An 18,459-nucleotide genomic window follows, 5' to 3' on the forward strand; every position below is an offset into this window, starting at 1 on the left:
CCATGGGAATGCCCGGTAAAGGCCTGGTCTGCACTGCCACGCGCCGGCCGTGGCGCCCGGGAGACTGCGGCGCCGATACGCGCACGACATCGTAGTCCCAGGCCCACGTCAATGTGATGAATTTGACAGCCCGAAATGGAGAAACCCCCGGGCCCTTTTCAGGGAACCGGGGGCTTGTCAGAGCTGCTGCGGCCGCTGGCGGCCGCAGGACGCATCACATGTGGTCGATCATCACCTGGCCAAAGCCCGAGCACGACACCTGCGTCGCGCCTTCCATCAGGCGGGCGAAGTCGTAGGTGACCTTCTTCGACGCGATGGACTTCTCCATCGAGCTGATGATGAGGTCGGCCGCTTCGGTCCAGCCCATGTGGCGCAGCATCATCTCGGCCGAGAGGATCTCGGAGCCGGGGTTGACGTAGTCCTTGCCGGCGTACTTGGGGGCGGTGCCGTGGGTGGCTTCGAACATGGCCACCGAGTCGCTCAGGTTCGCACCCGGGGCGATGCCGATGCCGCCGACTTGCGCGGCCAGCGCGTCGGACACGTAGTCGCCGTTCAGGTTCAGCGTGGCGATCACCGAGTACTCGGCCGGGCGCAGCAGGATCTGCTGCAGGAACGCGTCGGCGATCGAATCCTTGACGACGATGTCCTTGCCCGTCTTCGGGTTCTTGAACTTGCACCACGGGCCGCCGTCGATCAGCTCGGCGCCGAATTCCTTCTGCGCCAGCGCGTAGGCCCAGTCACGGAAGCCACCTTCGGTGAACTTCATGATGTTGCCCTTGTGCACGATGGTCACGCTGGGCTTGTCGTTGTCGATCGCGTACTGGATGGCCTTGCGCACCAGGCGCTCGGTGCCTTCGCGGGAGACGGGCTTGATGCCGATGCCCGAGGTGTTCGGGAAGCGGATCTTCTTGACGCCGAACTCTTCCTGCAGGAACTTGATCAGCTTCTTGGCCTTGTCGCTCTCGGCTTCGAACTCGATGCCGGCGTAGATGTCTTCCGAGTTCTCGCGGAAGATGACCATGTTGGTCTTTTCCGGTTCCTTCACCGGGCTGGGCACGCCCTTGAAGTACTGGATCGGCCGCAGGCAGACGTAGAGGTCAAGCTCCTGGCGCAGCGCCACGTTCAGGCTGCGGATGCCGCCGCCCACGGGCGTGGTCAGCGGGCCCTTGATCGACACCACGTAATCGCGCACGGCGTGCAGCGTTTCCTCGGGCAGCCACACGTCGGGGCCGTACACCTTGGTCGACTTCTCGCCAGCGTACACCTCCATCCAGTGGATCTTCTTCTTGCCGCCGTAGGCCTTGGCCACCGCAGCGTCCACCACCTTGAGCATCACGGGCGTGATGTCGAGGCCCGTACCGTCGCCCTCGATGTAGGGAATGATCGGTTCGTCGGGCACGTTGAGCGAGAAGTCCGCGTTCACGGAAATCTTCTGGCCACCCGTGGGCACTTGGATGTGCTGGTACATGGAAAGGGGCTCCGGGGTTGAAAACAGGGGAGAGTATCGCGAACGATTCTAGTTCAGCAGGGCTGTCAACCAGGGTTCGCGGGGCGGGCAGCGCCGTCGCTACCATCGGCGCATCCGATTGCACCGCCATAAACTTTCACCGATGAACCTGACACGAAGGGCAGCGGCGCTGCTGCTGCTGGCCGCCAGCGGCTGGGCCGGCGCGCAGGACAGCGCGCAGCGCCTGCGCACCATCCCGCTGAACGCGGGCATGCACAACATCAAGGCCGAGGTGGCCATGACCGAGGAACAGCGCCAGATCGGCCTGATGCACCGCAAGGAGATGCCGACAAACGACGGCATGCTGTTCATCTTCGAGCAGAAGGCGCCGCGCTGCTTCTGGATGAAGAACACGCTGCTGCCTCTGTCCATCGCATTCCTGGCCGACGACGGCACCGTGGTGAATATCGAGGACATGCAGCCCCAGCAACTGGACAGCCATTGCTCCACCCAGCCGGTGCGTTATGCGCTGGAAATGAACCAGGGCTGGTTTGCCAAGCGCGGCATCAAGGCAGGATCGAAGATCTCCGGCGCGCCATTCAATTCCGGCGCGCGCTGAAGAAATTGCGGGCAAAGAAAAAGCCGCCCGAGGGCGGCTTTTTGCGCAACGGATCGAGAACGATCAGTTGCTGGCGGCCGAAGCAGCGCCCATGGCGGCCGAAGCAGCATCGGCGGCAGCCGAAGCAGCCGGGTCAGCGGCGGGAGCCGGCGCGGGGGCGGGAGCCGGGGCTTCCACGGGAGCGGGAGCCGGCGCGGGCGCCTCTTCCTTCTTGCCGCAAGCGGTCAGGGCAACGCCAGCAAACAGGGCAGCCAACAGGAGCGATTTGTTCATTTGTGTCCTCGAATCGGTATATCGAACAATTACTGGTCATGGGGCGGACATGAACTGCCCGCCGCACAAGACAAGGAACGCTCGAGCTGTCCCTTTGTCTAGCCCGCGAGTATACGGTTAGTAAGGGAGTTCCCTAAAGACCCAGCGGGTGCGCAGGAAACGCAGCTTCGGATCGTTGCGTAATCGCCTCAACGACACCCCGCCATGTGCGGCGATCAGCGTCCTCGTCCAGCCATCGTCCGGCAAAGCGTGGGCCTGCACCCGCCTGCAGGCCGACATCGCCCGCCAGCAGCAGCGCCGGAAACTCGGACCGGTCCACCTCCGGGGCGGCCCGGCACTCCACCGCATGCGCGAACTGTCGCCTCCAGACGGTGAAACGGGGATGACGTCGGGCAACGTCGTCAAACTCGCGCGCCAGCATGAACAAGCGCCGCTGCGGGCCGCGCGCCCAGGCAGTGAGCGACCGCAGCAGCCGCGCATCGTCCAGTGGCCAGGCAGCGAAGTCGGCATCGATGCACTCGATGCGCGGCACGCCGGCCTCGGTCGCCTGCAGCAGCGCGCCCAGCAGTGCGTCGCGCAGCGCCACCGGCCCGCTGAAGCGGCGCGGCGCGTCGGTGGGCGCAGCAGAGGCGGTGTCCATGGACTAGGCCTGGCCGCGCACCCAACCGGCACGTGCCCATTCCGACAGCAAGCCGAGGGCATCCGCGCTCAAGCGGCCGACATCGGCGGCGTCCAGCGCGCCTTCGTCGGCCAGGCGGCGCATCAGCTTCGCATCGCGGCCACCGGCGCGGAAGGATTCGCCGTTGATGAACACATGGCGGTCGTCGTACATCATCCTGGTGCGGGCATCGAGCTGCACGGCACCAGCGCCAGCAAGCGCCGCGCCTGGCTCGAACCACACCGATGCCTTGGGCTCGCTGAGCACCTCGCCCACCGCGCAGGCCACGGCCTCGTCGTCGGCCAGCAGGCGCTGCACCGCCTCCACCGCAAAGGTGCCAAGCGCCACGGGCACGCGGCCGGGCTCTGCGGTGGCCGGCTGCGAGGGGTCGCGGTACAGCGGACCGGCGGCGCCGGGCGTGTCGTCGTCCATCGCATCGGCGGCGATGTCGGCCAGGCGCTGCAGCAGGTCGCGCGCCAGTTCGCCACGGCTGGGCGCGCGAAAGCCGATGGAGCAGGTCATGCACTCGCCGCCTTCGGCCACGCCGTCATGGCCCCACATCGGCGGCAGGTACAGCATGTCGCCCGGCTCCAGCAGCCATTCCTGCTGCGGCTGGAAGTTGGCCAGGATCTTCAGCGGCACGCCGTCCACCAGCGTGCGGTCGGCCACCGGGCCGATGCGCCAGCGCCGGCGGCCCTGCACCTGCAGCAGGAACACGTCGTACGAATCGAGGTGCGGGCCCACGCCGCCGCCTTCGGTGGCGTAGGAGATCATCAGGTCGTCCAGCCGCGCCTGCGGCACGAAGCGGAACTGCTGCAGCAGTGCATGCGCCGCCGGCACATGCAGATCCAGGCCCTGCACCAGCAGCGTCCAGCCGGGCTGGCGCAGCGGCGGCAAGGCGGTGCGGGCAATGGGCCCCTGGCGCAGCTTCCAGGCAGGCTTGCGGGCCTTTGCCGGCGCGGCGGCATGGACGATCAGGCGTGATTCCACACCCTCCTGCGCCGCCAGCTCGAAGGCCTGCGCGCGGGTGACGGGCGGCACGATGCCGGGGAACGCCTGGCGGATCAGCAGCGGCTTCTTCTGCCAGTGGCGGCGCATGAACTGCGCGGGAGACAGCCCGCCGAGCAGCGGCAGGGATTGGTCGATTTGCATCGGCGGATTGTCGCCGTGGCCCGGCAGCGCCTCAGCCGGCTTGTGACATCATCCTGCGATGCTGATCAATGCCCCTTGCGTCGTCTCCCTGACCTGGAGACTCGCCGACACCCAAGGCCAGGCCATCGACGAACTGACCGAGCCGGTGGAGTTCTTCTTCGGTGGCGACGACCTGCTGCCCAAGGTGGAAGAAGCCCTCGCCGGCCAGACCGAAGGCTACGAGGTGCACCTGCACCTGGAACCGGAACATGCGTTCGGCGACTACGACGCCGACCTGGTGTGCTTCGAGGACCGCGCGCTGTTCCCCGAGCAGGTGGAGCCGGGCATGCAGTTCGAAGGCCTGCCCGAAGGCGCCACCACGCCCGAGATGCCGGAAGACGCGATCTACACCGTGACCGAGGTCTATCCGTCGCAGGTGGTGCTGGACGCCAACCATCCGCTGGCCGGCATCGCGCTGCGGCTGCACCTGACGGTGCGCGGCGTGCGCGAAGCCACCGAGGAAGAGATCGAGGCTGGCAGCGTCAATGATTCGGCCGCCTTCAGCGTGCTGAACACCGTGCCGCCGGCACCCGGCGTGCACTGACAGCGCCGCGCCGCCTCAGGCGCTGCCGGTGGAGCCGAAGCCGCCGCTGCCGCGTTCGCTGGCGTCGAACGATTCCACGCGCCGGAACGCCGCCTGCACCACCGGCACGATCACCATCTGCGCGATGCGCTCCAGCGGCTGCACGGTGTAGGCCTGCGTGCCACGGTTCCAGCAGCTCACCATCAGCGGGCCCTGGTAGTCGCTGTCGATCAGCCCCACCAGGTTGCCCAGCACGATGCCGTGCTTGTGGCCCAGGCCCGAGCGCGGCAGCAGCATCGCCGCCAGGCCGGGGTCGCCGATGTGGATCGACAGGCCGGTGGGGATCAGCGCCGACTGGCCGGGCTGCAGTGCCAGCGGTTCGTCCAGGCAGGCACGCAGGTCGAGGCCGGCGCTGCCCGGCGTGGCGTAGGCGGGCATCTGCTCGGCCATGCGGGCGTCGAGCACTTTCACATCGATGACGGTCATGGTCGCGGGGTCCGGGTGCCGAGCCGGCCGGCGATGTTGCGCACCAGGGCGCGGGCCAGCGTGAGCTTGTCGGCGTTGGGAATCTCGTGGTGGCCCTGGGCGTCCACCAGCAGCAGCGCATTGTCGTCGCGGCCGAAGGTGGCCGGCCCGAGGTTGCCGACGATCAGCGGGATGTTCTTGCGCACCCGTTTCTCGCTGGCGTGCTGCAGCAGCTGCTCGCTTTCGGCCGCAAAGCCGACGCAGTAGGGCGGCTTCGGCAGCGCCGCCACGGCGGCCAGGATGTCGGGGTTCTCGGTGAGCGCCAGCGTGGGCACGCGGCGGTCGCCCTGCTTCTTGATCTTCTGGTCGGCGGTGGTGTCGGGCCGCCAGTCGGCCACCGCGGCGGTGGCGATGAAGACGTCGTGCTGTGCGGCCGCGGGCAGCACCGCATCGTGCATCTGGCGCGCGGTCTGCACATCCAGTCGGGCCACGCCGCGCGGCGTGGGCAGGTGCACCGGGCCGGCCACCAGCGTGACCTCCGCACCCGCTTCCTGCGCGGCGCGGGCGATGGCGAAGCCCATCTTGCCGCTGGAATGGTTGGTGATGCCGCGCACCGGGTCGATCGGCTCGAAGGTGGGGCCGGCGGTGATGAGCACCCGGAGGCCGGCCAGCAGCTTGGGCTGGAAGAAGGCCACCAGCGCCTCGCACAGCTCCACCGCCTCCAGCATGCGGCCGTCGCCGATCTCGCCGCAGGCCTGGTCGCCGGCGCCGGGGCCCAGCAGCGTGGCGCCGTCGGCCACCAGCTGCCGCACGTTGCGCTGGGTGGCGGGGTGGGCCCACATCTCGCGGTTCATGGCGGGGGCCACCAGCAACGGGCAGCGCTCGATCGGGCGCGCCAGGCAGGCCAGGCTCAGCAGGTCGTCGGCGCGCCCCTGCACCAGCTTGGCGATGAAGTCGGCGCTGGCCGGCGCGATGAGCACCGCATCCGCCTCGCGCGTGAGGTTGATGTGCGCCATGTTGTTGGGCTCGCGCGCGTCCCACTGGCTGGTGGCGACCGGGCGGTTGGACAGCGCCTGCATCGTCACCGCGGTGATGAAGTGCTCGGCGGCTTCGGTCATCACCACCTGCACGGCGGCGCCGGCGCGCGACAGCTCGCGCACCAGCTCGGCCGATTTGTAGCAGGCGATGCCGCCGGACAGCCCCAGCAGGATGTGGCGGCCGGCGAGGTCTTGGCGTTCAGGCATGGCCGCACTGTAGCCGCAGGCCAACGGACTGCTGTTGCGACGCCGAACCCGCAAATATGATGCCCACACCAAGTTACAGGACATCCTGAGTTTTCAGTAATTACTGAAAGTTCAGGCTAGAGTTCCGACCCATGGAGGCGCCCATGCAAACCCTTTCCCCCTGGTCAAGAGCTTCGTGTCCCATTTCGGCGAGATGGGCAGCCGCTGGGGCATCAACCGCACCGTCGGCCAGATCTATGCGCTGATCTTCGTGTCGGAGCAGCCGCTGAATGCCGACGACATCGCGGAGCAGCTGTCCTTCAGCCGCTCCAACGTGAGCATGGGCCTGAAGGAGCTGCAGTCTTGGCGGCTGGTCACGTTGCGCCACCTGCCCGGCGACCGCCGCGAATATTTCGAGGCGCCCACCGATGCATGGGAGATCTTCCGCACCCTGGCGGAAGAACGCCGCCGCCGCGAGATCGAGCCCACGCTGTCGATGCTGCGCGCCGCGCTGCTGGAAACGCCCCACAGCGACGCCGACCGCATCGCCCAGGAGCGCATGCGCGGCATGCACGAGCTGATCGAGCTGATGACCACCTGGTTCGACGACGTGCAGCGCATGGACCGCCAGACGCTGTCGCAGCTGATGAAGATGGGCTCCAAGGTGCAGCGCCTGCTGGAGTTCACCGGCAAGGTGAAGCTGGTGGCCGGCGGCAAGGGCGGCGGCAAGCCCGGCTGAACGCTCATGGAGACCCGCCCACCGCTCGCGCGCCGTGGCGCTGCGCTGCAGGCCGCCGCGGCCCTGCTGTGGCTGCCGCAGGCCGGGCTGATCGCCTGGGCGCTGCAGCGGCTGGCCGATGGCGGCGGCGTGCAGGCCGTGCTGTGGCCAGCCGCCGGGCTGGCGGCGCTGGGCGTGCTGCGTGCGCTGATGGACACGCTCGGCGCACGCTGGTGCTTCCGCGGCGCGCGTGCGCAGCTGTCGACGCTGCGTGCAGCGGCGGTGGCGGCGCTCGCCGCGCGCTCGCCGCTGGATGCCGACCGCTCGGCTTCCGGCCTGGCCGCCAGCGTCATGGCCGAGCAGGCGGAAAGCCTGGTGCCTTACCTCAGCCGCTTCGAGCCGACGCGGCTGCGGGTGATGGTGATGCCCGCGGCCATCCTGCTGGCGGTGGCGCCGCTGTCGTGGGTGGCGGCGCTGGCGCTGCTGCTGGCCGCGCCGTTGATCCCGCTGTTCATGGCCTTGATCGGCTGGCGTGCGCAGGCCGCCAGCCAGGCGCAGCTGGTGGAGATGGGCGGCATGAACGCCTTCCTGCTGGACCGCCTGCGCGGGCTGGCCACCATCCGCTCCCTGGGCGCGGTCGACCTCACCGCCCGCCGGCTGCGCCAGTCGGCCGACGACCTGCGCAGCCGCACGATGAAGGTGCTGCGCATCGCCTTCCTGTCGTCGGCGGTGCTGGAGCTGTTCGCGGCGCTGGGCGTGGCCACGGTGGCCGTCTACGTGGGCTTGCACCTGCTGGGCCTGCTGGAGTTCGGCGCCTGGCGCGGCCGCCTCAGCCTGGGCCAAGGCCTGTTCCTGCTGCTGCTGGCGCCGGCGTTCTTCGAGCCGCTGCGCGACCTGTCGGCCGTGTGGCACGACCGCGCGGCCGGCCAGGCGGCGCTGGCCGCGCTGCAGCGGCTGGGCGAAGGCGGCCTCCCGCTGCCGGGGGGTGCGCAGGTCGAGCAGGCCAGCCGGACCACCCTCCCTGCACGCCGCCCGCCGGCCGTGGCGCTGCGCCGCGTGCGCTTCCACCACCCGGCGGCGCCGCAGGCACCGGTGCTGCACAACGCCGACCTGCAGGTGGCCGCCGGCGAGCATGTGGCCTTGGTGGGCGCCAGCGGCAGCGGCAAGACCACGCTGCTGTCGCTCATCGCCGGCCTGGCCCCGGCCAACGGCGGCCAGGTGCTGATCGACGGCGAGCCGCTGGCCGCCCACAACGCTGCGGCGTTGCGCGGGCGCATGGCCTGGATCGGCCAGACGCCGCATGTGTTCGCCGGCACGGTGCAGGCCAACGTGGCGCTGGGCCGGCCGGGCATCGGCGCCGCGCAGGTGGCGCAGGCGCTGCGCGTGGCGGCGCTGGACGGCGTGGCCCAGGCGCATGCCGGCCATGCGCTGGGCGAGGCGGGCGCCGGCCTGTCGGGCGGCGAGGCGCTGCGCCTGGCCATCGCCCGCGCGGCGGCCGATCCGCAGGCCGACCTGCTGCTGGTGGACGAGCCCACCGCCCACCTGGATGCCGCCACGGCGGCCGACGTGACCGAGCGGCTGCTGATGCTGGCCCAGGGCAAGACGCTGATCGTCGCCACCCACGATCCGGTGCTGGCCGCGCGGCTGGACCGCAGCCTGGCCCTGCCGCTGCAGCCGGCCGCCGCGCACAGGAGCACCGCATGAACCGCCACGCCGCGCTGCGCCAGGTGCTGGCGCTGTTCTTCGCCGAGCGCCGCCGCGGCCTGCTGGGCGGCGCCGGGCTGGCGGCGCTGACGGTGGCCGCGGGCATCGGGCTGCTGGGCCTGTCGGGCTGGTTCGTCACCGCCACGGCGCTGGCCGGCGCCTCGGCCACCGCGGCCTGGGCCTTCGACATCTTCGCGCCAGGCGCCGGCGTGCGGCTGCTGGCGCTGGGCCGCACCGCCTCCCGCTACGGCGAGCGGCTGGTCACCCACGACGCCACGCTGGCGGTGCTGGCCGGCCTGCGCGAGCGGCTGTTCCGCGGCTGGGCCGCGCCGCAGGCCGCACGCCAGCTGCTGGCCCGGCCGGCCCGGCTGCTGTTCCGCCTGACGGCCGACATCGACGCGCTGGACAGCCTGTACCTGCGGGTGCTGGTGCCGGCCGTGGCCGGGCTGGCCTCCGCCACCGTCACCGGGCTGGCCGTCGGCCACTGGGTGCATCCCGCGCTGGGTGGCGCCCTGGCCGCGCTGCTGCTGGGCGTGGGGCTGGGGCTGCCCTGGTACATCGCCCGCCGCGCCGACCGGCCGGCACGCCGCCGTGCCCATGCCATCGAGGCGCTGCGCGCCCGCACGGTGGACCTGGTGGCCGGGCACAGCACGCTGCTGATGGCCGGCCGGCTGCCGGCGCAGCAGGCCGCAGTGCGGGCCGCCGATGCCCGCCAGGCCGAGGCCGACGACCAGCTCAACCGGCTGGACGGGCATGCCGGCCTGGGCCTGGGCATCACCGGCAGCCTGCTGCTGGCCGGCACCCTGGTGGCAGCGGCGGCGGCGGTGGAAGCCGGCCGCATCGGCCTGCCGCTGGCGGCCCTGGCGGTGCTGATGGTGCTGGGCGCCATCGAGCCCTTCGCCGCGCTGCGCCGCGGTGCGCTCGAACTGGGCCGCAGCGCGATGGCCGCCCGGCGCCTGGCGCCGCGGCTGGCGCAGGCCGATGCCGCCGAGCCGCCGCCGGTGCCTGCCCTGCCGCCCGGCCACCTGCTGCAGGCCGAGGCGCTGGTGCTGCGCCACCCGGGCGCCGCGCGGCCCGCGGTGCAGATGGACCGGCTGGTGCTGCAGGCCGGCGAGCGCGTGGCAGTGATCGGCCCCAGCGGCAGCGGCAAGAGCACGCTGCTGGCTGCCATCGCCGGCGAGCTGGCACCGGCCGCCGGCCGCCTGCAGGTGGCCGCCCCGCTGGCCCTGCTCACCCAGCGCACCGAGCTGTTCCAGGACAGCCTTCGCGACAACCTGCGGCTCGCCGCGCCCCGGGCCACCGAGGCCGAGCTGCGCCAGGCGCTGCACGCCGCCGGACTGCTGGCCCACGTCGACACCCTGCCCGCCGGGCTGGACACGCCGCTGGGCGAAGGCGGCCTGGGCCTGTCGGGCGGCCAGCAGCGCCGGCTGGCGCTGGCCCGGCTGCTGCTGCGCCCGGCGCGGCTGTGGCTGCTGGACGAACCCACCGAAGGCGTGGACGCCGCCACCGCGGCCGACATCCTGCAGCGCCTGTCCGACGCCCCGGGTCGCCCCGCCTGGCTGATGGCCACCCACCTGCGGCGCGAAGCCGCCCATGCCGACCGATTGCTGGTGATGCACGCAGGCCGCATCACCGCCGACCTGCACCGTGGCCAGCCCGCGTTCCGCGCGGCGCTGGACACCCTGCGACCCGACTGACATTTCCCACGCGACAAGGCCACCCATGGACCTCGACATCGTTGCGCTATCGCGATTGCAGTTCGCGCTGACGGCGCTGTACCACTTTCTCTTCGTGCCGCTGACCATCGGCCTGGCCGTCGTCATCGCCATCATGGAGACGGTCTACGTGATGACCGACCGCCCCATCTGGCGACAGATGACCAAGTTCTGGGGCACGCTGTTCGGCATCAACTTCGTGATGGGCGTGGCCACCGGCATCGTCATGGAGTTCCAGTTCGGCATGAACTGGAGCTACTACAGCCACTACGTCGGCGACGTGTTCGGCGCGCCGCTGGCCATCGAGGGGCTGATGGCCTTCTTCCTCGAAGCCACCTTCGTCGGCCTGTTCTTCTTCGGCTGGGACAAGCTGTCCAAGGTGGGCCACCTGATGGCGACCTGGGCCGTGGCCATCGGCTCGAACTTCTCGGCGCTGTGGATCCTGATCGCCAACGGCTGGATGCAGAACCCGGTGGGCGCCGAGTTCAACCCGCAGACCATGCGCATGGAAGTCACCGACTTCATGGCCGTCATCACCAACCCGGTGGCGCAGGCCAAGTTCGTGCACACGGTGTCGGCGGGCTACGTCACCGCGGCCATCTTCGTGCTGGGCGTGTCGGCCTGGTACGTGCTGAAGGGCCGGCACGTGCAGCTCGCCAAGCGCTCGATGACCATCGCCGCGTCGTTCGGCCTCGCCTCCGCGCTGTCTGTCGTGGTGCTGGGCGATGAATCGGGCTACCTGAGCACCGAGCACCAGAAGATGAAGCTCGCCGCGGTGGAAGCCATGTGGCATACCGAGCCCGCGCCGGCCGCCTTCACCGCCTTCGGCTTTCCCGACCAGCAAGCGCGCGAGACGCACTATGCGGTGCACATCCCCTTCGTGATGGGCCTGATCGGCACCCGCTCGCTCACCACCGAGATCCCGGGCATCCATGACCTGGTGGAACGCGCGAAGGAGCGCATCCACAACGGCATCAAGGCCTACGACGCGCTGCAGACGGTGCGCGCCGCCGGCCGCGACTCGGCCATCCCGCCGCAGGTGCGCGAGGTGTTCGAGCAGCACGGGCTGGAGCTGGGCTACGCCCTGCTGCTCAAGCGCTACGTGGACGACCCGCGCCAGGCCACGCCCGAGCAGATCGAGAAGGCCGCGTGGGACACCGTGCCCGCGGTGGCGCCCCTGTTCTGGTCGTTCCGGGTGATGGTGGGCCTGGGCATGTTCTTCATCCTGCTGACGGCCACGTTCTTCGTGCTCTCCACCCGCCGTGCGCTCGACAAGCACCGCTGGCTGCTGAAGGTGGCGGTGTTCTCCATCCCGCTGCCCTGGATCGCGGCCGAGTGCGGCTGGATCGTGGCGGAGGTGGGCCGCCAGCCCTGGGTGATCGAAGGCGTGCTGCCCACCGCCGCGGCCGTGTCCGACCTGGGCGTGGGCACCGTGCTGGCCACCATCGTCGGCTTCACGCTGCTGTACACGGTGCTGTTCGTCATCGAGGTGAAGCTGCTGCTCAAGGCCATCCGCAAGGGCCCGCAGCCCGACATCGGCGCACCGGCTTCCCTGAGCGGCCCGCTGGCGGCGCCGCAGCCCCCGCAAACCGTGGAGCACACCGCATGATCCTGCATGAATTCATCCAATACGACACGCTGCGGCTGATCTGGTGGGGCCTGCTCGGCGTGCTGCTGATCGGCTTCGGCGTGATGGGCGGACTGGACCTGGGCGTGGGCATGCTGCTGCCCTTCGCCGGGCGCAGCGACGTGGAACGCCGCGTCGTCATCAACAGCGTGGGCCCGACCTGGGAGGGCAACCAGGTGTGGCTGATCCTGGGCGGCGGCGCCATCTTCGCGGCCTGGCCACCGCTGTATGCGGTGTCGTTCTCGGGCTTCTACCTGGCGATGTTCGCGGTGCTGCTGGCGCTGATCGTGCGGCCGGTGGGCTTCAAGTTCCGCAGCAAGCGCGACGAACCCGCCTGGCGCAGCCGCTGGGACTGGGCGCTGTTCTTCGGCGGCTTCGTGCCGACGCTGATCTTCGGCGTGGCAGTGGGCAATGTGCTGCAGGGCGTGCCCTTTCGCCTGAGCGACGAGCTGCGCATCAGCTACGACGGCGGCTTCCTCGACCTGCTGAACCCGTTTGCCCTGCTGTGCGGGCTGGTGTCGGTGGCCATGCTGGCGATGCACGGCGCAGGCTGGCTGCTGCTGAAGACGGCCGGCCCCGTGGCCGAGCGGGCGCGGCGCTACGGCGGGCTGGCGGCGCTGGCCACCATCGTGCTGTTCGTCGCGGGCGGCTTGTGGCTGGCCTTCGGCAGCGTCGATGCCTATCGCGTGACCAGCGAGCTGGACCGCTTCGGCCCCTCCAACCCGCTGCGCAAGATGGCGGTGATGGCGCCCGGCGCCTGGCTGGACAACTACCGCGCGGTGCCGCTGCTGTGGGCCGCGCCGGCGCTGGGCGTGCTGGGCGCCGCACTGGCCTGGCTGGGCCTGCGCAGCCGGCGCGAGTTGACGGCGCTGGCCGGCAGCTCGGCCAGCGTGGTGGGCATCATCCTCACGGTGGGCGTGTCGATGTTCCCGTTCCTGCTGCCCTCGTCGGCCGACCCCAAGGCCAGCCTCACGGTGTGGGACGCGTCGTCCAGCCACCTGACGCTGTTCATCATGCTGGTGGCCACCGCCATCTTCATCCCGCTGATCGTGGCCTACACCACCTGGGTGTACCGGGTGCTGTGGGGCAAGGTGGACGAGGCCTCGCTGTCCGACCCGCAGATCCACACCTACTGAACCAAGGACAACACCATGTGGTATTTCGCCTGGCTGCTCGGCCTGCCCCTGGCCGCCACCTTCGCGGTGCTCAACGCGATGTGGTTCGAGCTGATGGAAGACGACGCGGCGCGCCGCGAGGGCGGCGGCGCTGCGCGCTGAGCCGGCGGTGCGGCTGCCCCGGCAGACGGCGCTGGTCGATGGCCAGCGCATCGAGTTCGCAGTGCAGGGCCACGGCCGCATCGGCGTGGTGCTGGTCAACGGCGCGGGCGGGCCGCTGGAAGGCTGGCACCGGCTGTGGCAGCCGCTGGCCGAACGAACGCGGGTGCTGGCCTACAACCGCGCCGGCATCGGCCGCAGTGCGCGGCCGGTGGCCGCACAGGCAGGTCCCCGGCTGGTGGCCGAGCTGCGCGCCTTGATGGCGCTGGCCGAGCTGCCGCGGCCCTGCCTGCTGGTGGCCCATTCGCTGGGTGGGCTGATCGCCAACCTGTACGCCCGGCAGCATCCGGGGGAGGTGGCCGGCATGGTGCTGCTGGAGGCCACCGCACCGGAAGACCCGCCGCTGCTGGCCGCTCACGCCGGCCGGCTGCAGCGGCTGCTGCAGTCCACGCTGGACCGGGTCTGGCCGGCCGACCCGCTGGGCGAAGTGCGCCAGGTGCCGGCCACGCTCGCGGCGCTGGCGGCAGCACCGCCCTTCCCGGCCATCCCGCTGCGGGTGGTGACCGGCGCCGCGCCGGCCATGGCCTGGGCCACGCCACCACAGGCGCGGGCGCTGCGGGCAGCCCATCAGCTTGGGCTCGCCGCCTTGTCACCGCGCGGGCAACAGGTGATGGCGCCGCGCAGCGGGCACTTTCCGCAATTCAGCGAGCCTGAGCTCGTGCTCCGGGAGGTGCTGGCGCTGCTGGACCTGCTGGAGGCGGCGGCGGGCACTCGGGAAGCGGCGCCCGGCTGACAGCCGGGGCGCCGCGTGTCGACCTCAGACCCGCTCGGCCACCCAGCCGCGCACCGACTGCAGCGCGCCCGCCAGCTTGCTGGCGTCGGTGCCGCCGGCCATGGCCATGTCGGGCTTGCCGCCGCCCTTGCCGCCCACCTGCTGGGCGACGAAGTTCACCAACTCGCCGGCCTTGAGCTTGCCGACACTGTCGGCGGTGATGCCGGCGGCCAGCTGCACCTTGTCGCCATCGACCGCGGCCAGCACGATGGCGGCGGTCTTGAGCTTGTCCTTCAGCTTGTCCATGGTCTCGCGCAGCGTCTTGGCATCGGCGCCCTCCAGCCGCGCGGCCAGCACCTTCAGCCCGTTGATGTCCACCGCCTGGCTCATCAGCTCGTCGCCCTGGGCCGAAGCCAGCTTGCCCTTCAGCGCGGCCAGCTCCTTCTCCAGCGCACGCACCTGGTCGAGCACGCCGCCCACGCGATGGGCGACCTCGGCCGGCGTGACCTTCAGCGTCGAGGCCAGGCCATCGACCGTGCGCTCCAGCGACTGCAGGTAGGCCAGCGCGTTGTCGCCGGTCACGGCTTCCACGCGGCGGATGCCGGCGGCCACGCCGCTCTCGGCCACGATCTTGAACAGGCCGATGTCGCCGGTGCGGCGCACATGGGTGCCGCCGCACAGCTCGCGGCTGCCGCCGATGTCCAGCACGCGCACGCTGTCGCCGTACTTCTCGCCGAACAGCATCATCGCGCCCAGCTTCTGTGCCTCGTCGATGCTCATGCTGCGCGCCTGGGTGTCGGCATTGGCCAGGATCTCGGCATTGACCAGCGCCTCCACCTGCGCGATCTGCTCGGCCGTCATCGGCGCGTTGTGCGCGAAGTCGAAGCGGGTGCGGTCGGCCGTCACCAGCGAGCCCTTCTGCTGCACATGGCTGCCCAGCACCTCGCGCAGCGCCTTGTGCATCAGGTGGGTGGCGCTGTGGTTGCGGATGGTCTTGGCACGGCGCTCGGCATCCACCTTGGCAGCCAGCACGTCGCCCACCTTGATCTCGCCTTCCACGATGCGGCCATGGTGGCCGTACACGTCGGCCTGGATCTTCAGCGTGTCTTCCACCAGCACGCGGCTGGTGGCGTTGCGCAGCTCGCCGGTGTCGCCGTGCTGGCCGCCGCTCTCGGCATAGAACGGCGTGTGGTCGAGCACGATGACCGCGTCGTCGCCGGCGCGGGCGGCGGCCACCGGCGTGCCGTCCACATAGACCGCGGTGACCTTGGCGCCCTCGTGCACCAGTTCCTCGTAGCCGTGGAAGGTGGTGGGCGTGCCGCTGTACTCCAGGCCGGCCTGCATCTTGAACTTGCCGGCCGCGCGGGCCTGCTCGCGCTGGCGGTTCATTGCGGCGTCGAAGGCCGCGCCGTCCACGCTCAGGCCACGCTCGCGGCAGACGTCGGCGGTCAGGTCGAGCGGGAAGCCGAAGGTGTCGTGCAGCTTGAAGGCGAGTTCGCCGTCCAGCACGCCACCGCCGTTGGGGTTCTTCGCCTGTAGCTCGGCCAGCGCGCCTTCCAGGATCTCCATGCCGTGGGCGATGGTCTGGAAGAAGCGCTCCTCCTCCTGCTTCAGCACCTCGGTGATGCGGGCCTGCTGCTGGCGCAGCTCGGGGTAGGCCTCGCCCATCTGCTCGGCCAGTGCGGCCACCAGCGTGTAGAAGAAGGGCTTGCGTGCGCCCAGCTTGTAGCCGTGGCGGATGCCGCGGCGGGCGATGCGGCGCAGCACATAGCCGCGGCCCTCGTTGCCGGGGATCACGCCGTCGGCCACGGTGAACGAGCATGCGCGGATGTGGTCGGCGATGACCTTCAGGCTCGGGCTGTCCTTGTCGCAGTCGCCGGCGCCGGCAACGTCGACAGCCTGCTTGGCCGCCGCCAGCAGGGCCACGAACAGGTCGATCTCGTAGTTGCTGTGCACATGCTGCAGCACCGCCGTCACCCGCTCCAGGCCCATGCCGGTGTCGACGCTGGGCTTGGGCAGCGGATGCATCACACCGTCCTCGGTGCGATTGAACTGCATGAACACGTTGTTCCAGATCTCGATGTAGCGGTCGCCGTCCTCATCGGGGCTGCCCGGGGGGCCGCCGGCGATCTCCGGGCCGTGGTCGAAGAAGATCTCGGTGCACGGCCCGCAGGGGCCGGTGTCGCCCATCATCCAGAAGTTGTCGGACATGTAGCGGCCGCCCTTGTTGTCGCCGATGCGCACGATGCGCTCGGCGGCCACGCCCACCACCTTGTTCCAGATCTCGTAGGCCTCGTCGTCCTCCGAGTACACCGTGACCCACAGCTTGTCCTTGGGCAGCTTGAAGTGCTCGGTCAGCAGCTCCCAGGCGTAGCTGATCGCGTCCTTCTTGAAGTAGTCGCCGAAGCTGAAGTTGCCCAGCATCTCGAAGAAGGTGTGGTGCCGCGCGGTGTAGCCGACGTTTTCCAGGTCGTTGTGCTTGCCGCCGGCGCGGATGCACTTCTGCGCCGTGGTGGCGCGTTGGTACGGCCGCTTGTCGAAGCCCAGGAACACGTCCTTGAACTGGTTCATGCCCGCGTTGGTGAACAGCAGCGTCGGGTCGTCGCCCGGCACCACCGGGCTGGAGGCGACGATGGTGTGTCCCTTCGATTCGAAGAAGTTCAGGAACGTGGAGCGGATTTCGGAGGCTTTCATCTTGTAAATTTTATCCGTTCAGGCCGCGGCACCCGGGTGGTGCAGGCGGATCTGCAGGTCGAGGAAACGGTAGAGGCGCTCGTCGTCGCTGAAGGCCACGTTGAAGCGCAGCCAGCCGGTGGGCCGCGGCTCGACGAGGAACAGGTGGCCGGGGCCCAGCAGGATGCCCTCGCCCGCCGCCTGCTGCGAGAGGTCGATGCAGTCCGTCAGGTCGGGGTGGCGGGCCCACAGGTACATGCCGGCCTTGGGCTCGCTGAACAGCTCGAAGCCCAGCTCCGTCAGCCGCCGGGCCACCACCTCGTGGGCCTGCGCCAGCCGGTCGCGCAAGCTCTTCAGGTGCTTGCGCCAGCGGCCTTCGCACAGCGCGCCGAAGGCCAGCCGCTCGGTGATGTCCGACGAGGTCAGGCCCGAGACCATCTTCAGCTGCGCCAGGTCTTCCAGCAGCTCGCCGCGGGCGGCCAGGTAGCCCACGCGGATGTTGGGCGAGATGGTCTTGGAATAGCTGCCCACGTACACCACCCGCCGCAGCTGGTCCAGGCTGGCCAGCGAGGGGCGCTGCTCGGGGTCCAGGTCGGCGTAGATGTCGTTCTCCACCACCGTCAGGTCGTGCTGGTCGGCCAGCTTCAGCAGCTGGAACAGCTGCGCCACCGGCGCGACCGAGTTGGTCGGGCTCTGCAGCCGCGGCTGGGTGAAGAACACCTTCGGCCGGTGGGCCCGCAGCAGGTCCTCGAACGCCGCCAGGTCGTAGCCGCCCGGCGCACGCGGCACGCCGACCAGCTTCGCGCCCAGGAAGCGCAGCATGAACATGAGGTTCGGGTAGCCGGGCTCGTCCACCATCACCGTGTCGCCGGGGCGCACCAGGCCCCGCGCCACCAGGTCGAACGCCTGGCTGGAACCCTGGGTCAGCAGCACCTCGCCCGCGCTGGCGGTGACCTGCCGCTCGGCCAGCGATTCGGCGATCAGCACCCGCAGCGCCATGTGGCCGTGCGGCAGGCCGTAGCCGCCCAGCTCCACGCCCTCGCTGGCCAGCTGGCGCAGGCTGCGGCGCACGCCTTCCTCGAACAGCCAGCCGTTGGGCAGCCAGCCGCAGCCGGGCTTCAGCTCGAGGTTGCGGCTCTCGAAGATGTGGCGCAGGTACCAGCGGGCGTCGAAGCGCAGGTCCGCCACATCGGTCTCCGCGGCGGCCGGCGCGGCCGCATCGGTGGCCCGGCGCTTGACGAAGAAGCCCGCGTTCGACCGCGACACCACCCAGCCCTGCGCCACCAGGCGGTCATACGCCTCCACCACGGTGAAGACGCTGATGGAATGCGCCGCCGCCAGCGCGCGGATGGACGGCAGCTTGGCGCCGCCGCGCAGGGTCTGGTCGGTGATCAGTTGTCGGAAGCCGTCGACGATCTGCGTCACCAGCGGCGTTCGCGATTCAGGATTCAGGGTGATCACGGTGCACCGTATTGGGGACAGTGTGTATGGGGTGCACCGCCAGCACAGTGCACTGCGGGCGGTGGCACGCTGTACATGGTATTCGCCACGCCGCGTGCCTAAAGTCACGGACGACC

Annotated in this window: 17 protein-coding genes; 9 read left to right on the plus strand and 8 right to left on the minus strand. The window is 70.3% G+C overall.

Features of this window, described 5'->3' with window-relative positions; genetic code table 11:
* Positions 1–214: 214 nt before the first annotated feature.
* On the minus strand, positions 215–1,468 hold the full coding sequence (gene icd, locus LRS14_RS08395) for an NADP-dependent isocitrate dehydrogenase (RefSeq protein ID WP_046111758.1): 1,254 nt from the start codon (positions 1,466–1,468) through the stop codon (positions 215–217).
* Positions 1,469–1,610: 142 nt separating this feature from the next.
* Between icd and LRS14_RS08400 the strand changes: the two genes are divergently transcribed.
* Positions 1,611–2,066: a DUF192 domain-containing protein gene (locus LRS14_RS08400; protein WP_257799250.1), complete on the plus strand. Its 456-nt coding sequence runs from the start codon at positions 1,611–1,613 to the stop codon at positions 2,064–2,066.
* Between the two features lie 63 nt (positions 2,067–2,129).
* On the opposite strand, the gene LRS14_RS08405 is transcribed toward LRS14_RS08400, so the two are convergent.
* The 3 genes from LRS14_RS08405 to LRS14_RS08415 all read right to left on the minus strand — a co-directional run bounded on the left by LRS14_RS08405 (position 2,130) and on the right by LRS14_RS08415 (position 4,149).
* On the minus strand, positions 2,130–2,339 hold the full coding sequence (locus LRS14_RS08405; protein WP_083440370.1) for a hypothetical protein: 210 nt from the start codon (positions 2,337–2,339) through the stop codon (positions 2,130–2,132).
* Between the two features lie 133 nt (positions 2,340–2,472).
* Positions 2,473–2,979: a hypothetical protein gene (locus LRS14_RS08410; RefSeq protein WP_257799251.1), complete on the minus strand. Its 507-nt coding sequence runs from the start codon at positions 2,977–2,979 to the stop codon at positions 2,473–2,475.
* A gap of 3 nt (positions 2,980–2,982) precedes the next feature.
* Positions 2,983–4,149, minus strand: a complete 1,167-nt coding sequence (locus LRS14_RS08415; protein WP_257799252.1) for a JmjC domain-containing protein — start codon at positions 4,147–4,149, stop codon at positions 2,983–2,985.
* A gap of 58 nt (positions 4,150–4,207) precedes the next feature.
* Between LRS14_RS08415 and LRS14_RS08420 the strand changes: the two genes are divergently transcribed.
* Positions 4,208–4,732 (plus strand): peptidylprolyl isomerase, encoded by a 525-nt coding sequence (locus tag LRS14_RS08420; protein WP_046111755.1) that lies wholly within the window; start codon positions 4,208–4,210, stop codon positions 4,730–4,732.
* 15 nt (positions 4,733–4,747) lie between these two features.
* Here LRS14_RS08420 and dut read toward each other — a convergent pair whose 3' ends face one another.
* A complete protein-coding gene (gene dut / locus LRS14_RS08425) occupies positions 4,748–5,197 on the minus strand; it encodes a dUTP diphosphatase (protein ID WP_046111754.1) in 450 nt (149 codons plus the stop codon).
* Positions 5,194–6,420, minus strand: coding sequence for a bifunctional phosphopantothenoylcysteine decarboxylase/phosphopantothenate--cysteine ligase CoaBC (coaBC, locus tag LRS14_RS08430; RefSeq protein WP_257799253.1), 1,227 nt, complete (start codon positions 6,418–6,420; stop codon positions 5,194–5,196). The genes dut and coaBC overlap by 4 nt, the downstream gene beginning before the upstream one ends.
* Positions 6,421–6,613: 193 nt before the next feature.
* Between coaBC and LRS14_RS08435 the strand changes: the two genes are divergently transcribed.
* The 7 genes from LRS14_RS08435 to LRS14_RS08465 are packed head-to-tail and all read left to right on the plus strand — an operon-like array spanning position 6,614 to position 14,230.
* Entirely contained in the window at positions 6,614–7,138 is a 525-nt protein-coding gene (locus tag LRS14_RS08435) for a GbsR/MarR family transcriptional regulator (protein ID WP_257800436.1), read from the plus strand.
* A 6-nt stretch (positions 7,139–7,144) separates the two neighbouring features.
* A complete protein-coding gene (gene cydD, locus LRS14_RS08440; protein ID WP_257799254.1) occupies positions 7,145–8,821 on the plus strand; it encodes a thiol reductant ABC exporter subunit CydD in 1,677 nt (558 codons plus the stop codon).
* The gene (locus tag LRS14_RS08445) at positions 8,818–10,518 is read left to right on the plus strand and encodes an amino acid ABC transporter ATP-binding/permease protein (RefSeq protein WP_257799255.1); all 1,701 of its coding nucleotides are present in this window, start codon (positions 8,818–8,820) and stop codon (positions 10,516–10,518) included. Before cydD ends, LRS14_RS08445 begins: the two co-directional genes overlap by 4 nt.
* Positions 10,519–10,543: 25 nt before the next feature.
* A complete protein-coding gene (locus LRS14_RS08450; RefSeq protein ID WP_257799256.1) occupies positions 10,544–12,145 on the plus strand; it encodes a cytochrome ubiquinol oxidase subunit I in 1,602 nt (533 codons plus the stop codon).
* A complete protein-coding gene (gene cydB, locus LRS14_RS08455) occupies positions 12,142–13,299 on the plus strand; it encodes a cytochrome d ubiquinol oxidase subunit II (protein WP_257799257.1) in 1,158 nt (385 codons plus the stop codon). Before LRS14_RS08450 ends, cydB begins: the two co-directional genes overlap by 4 nt.
* 15 nt (positions 13,300–13,314) lie before the next feature.
* The gene (gene cydX, locus LRS14_RS08460) at positions 13,315–13,440 is read left to right on the plus strand and encodes a cytochrome bd-I oxidase subunit CydX (RefSeq protein ID WP_257799258.1); all 126 of its coding nucleotides are present in this window, start codon (positions 13,315–13,317) and stop codon (positions 13,438–13,440) included.
* 7 nt (positions 13,441–13,447) lie between these two features.
* Positions 13,448–14,230 (plus strand): alpha/beta fold hydrolase, encoded by a 783-nt coding sequence (locus LRS14_RS08465; protein WP_257799259.1) that lies wholly within the window; start codon positions 13,448–13,450, stop codon positions 14,228–14,230.
* A gap of 24 nt (positions 14,231–14,254) precedes the next feature.
* On the opposite strand, the gene alaS is transcribed toward LRS14_RS08465, so the two are convergent.
* Together alaS and LRS14_RS08475 are read right to left on the minus strand one after the other, a co-directional pair.
* A complete protein-coding gene (gene alaS / locus LRS14_RS08470) occupies positions 14,255–16,903 on the minus strand; it encodes an alanine--tRNA ligase (RefSeq protein WP_257799260.1) in 2,649 nt (882 codons plus the stop codon).
* An 18-nt stretch (positions 16,904–16,921) separates the two neighbouring features.
* The gene (locus LRS14_RS08475; RefSeq protein WP_257799261.1) at positions 16,922–18,343 is read right to left on the minus strand and encodes a PLP-dependent aminotransferase family protein; all 1,422 of its coding nucleotides are present in this window, start codon (positions 18,341–18,343) and stop codon (positions 16,922–16,924) included.
* Positions 18,344–18,459: the final 116 nt, after the last annotated feature.

The organism is Aquincola sp. J276 (assembly GCF_024700035.1).
Classification (GTDB): Bacteria; Pseudomonadota; Gammaproteobacteria; order Burkholderiales; family Burkholderiaceae_C; genus Aquincola; species Aquincola tertiaricarbonis.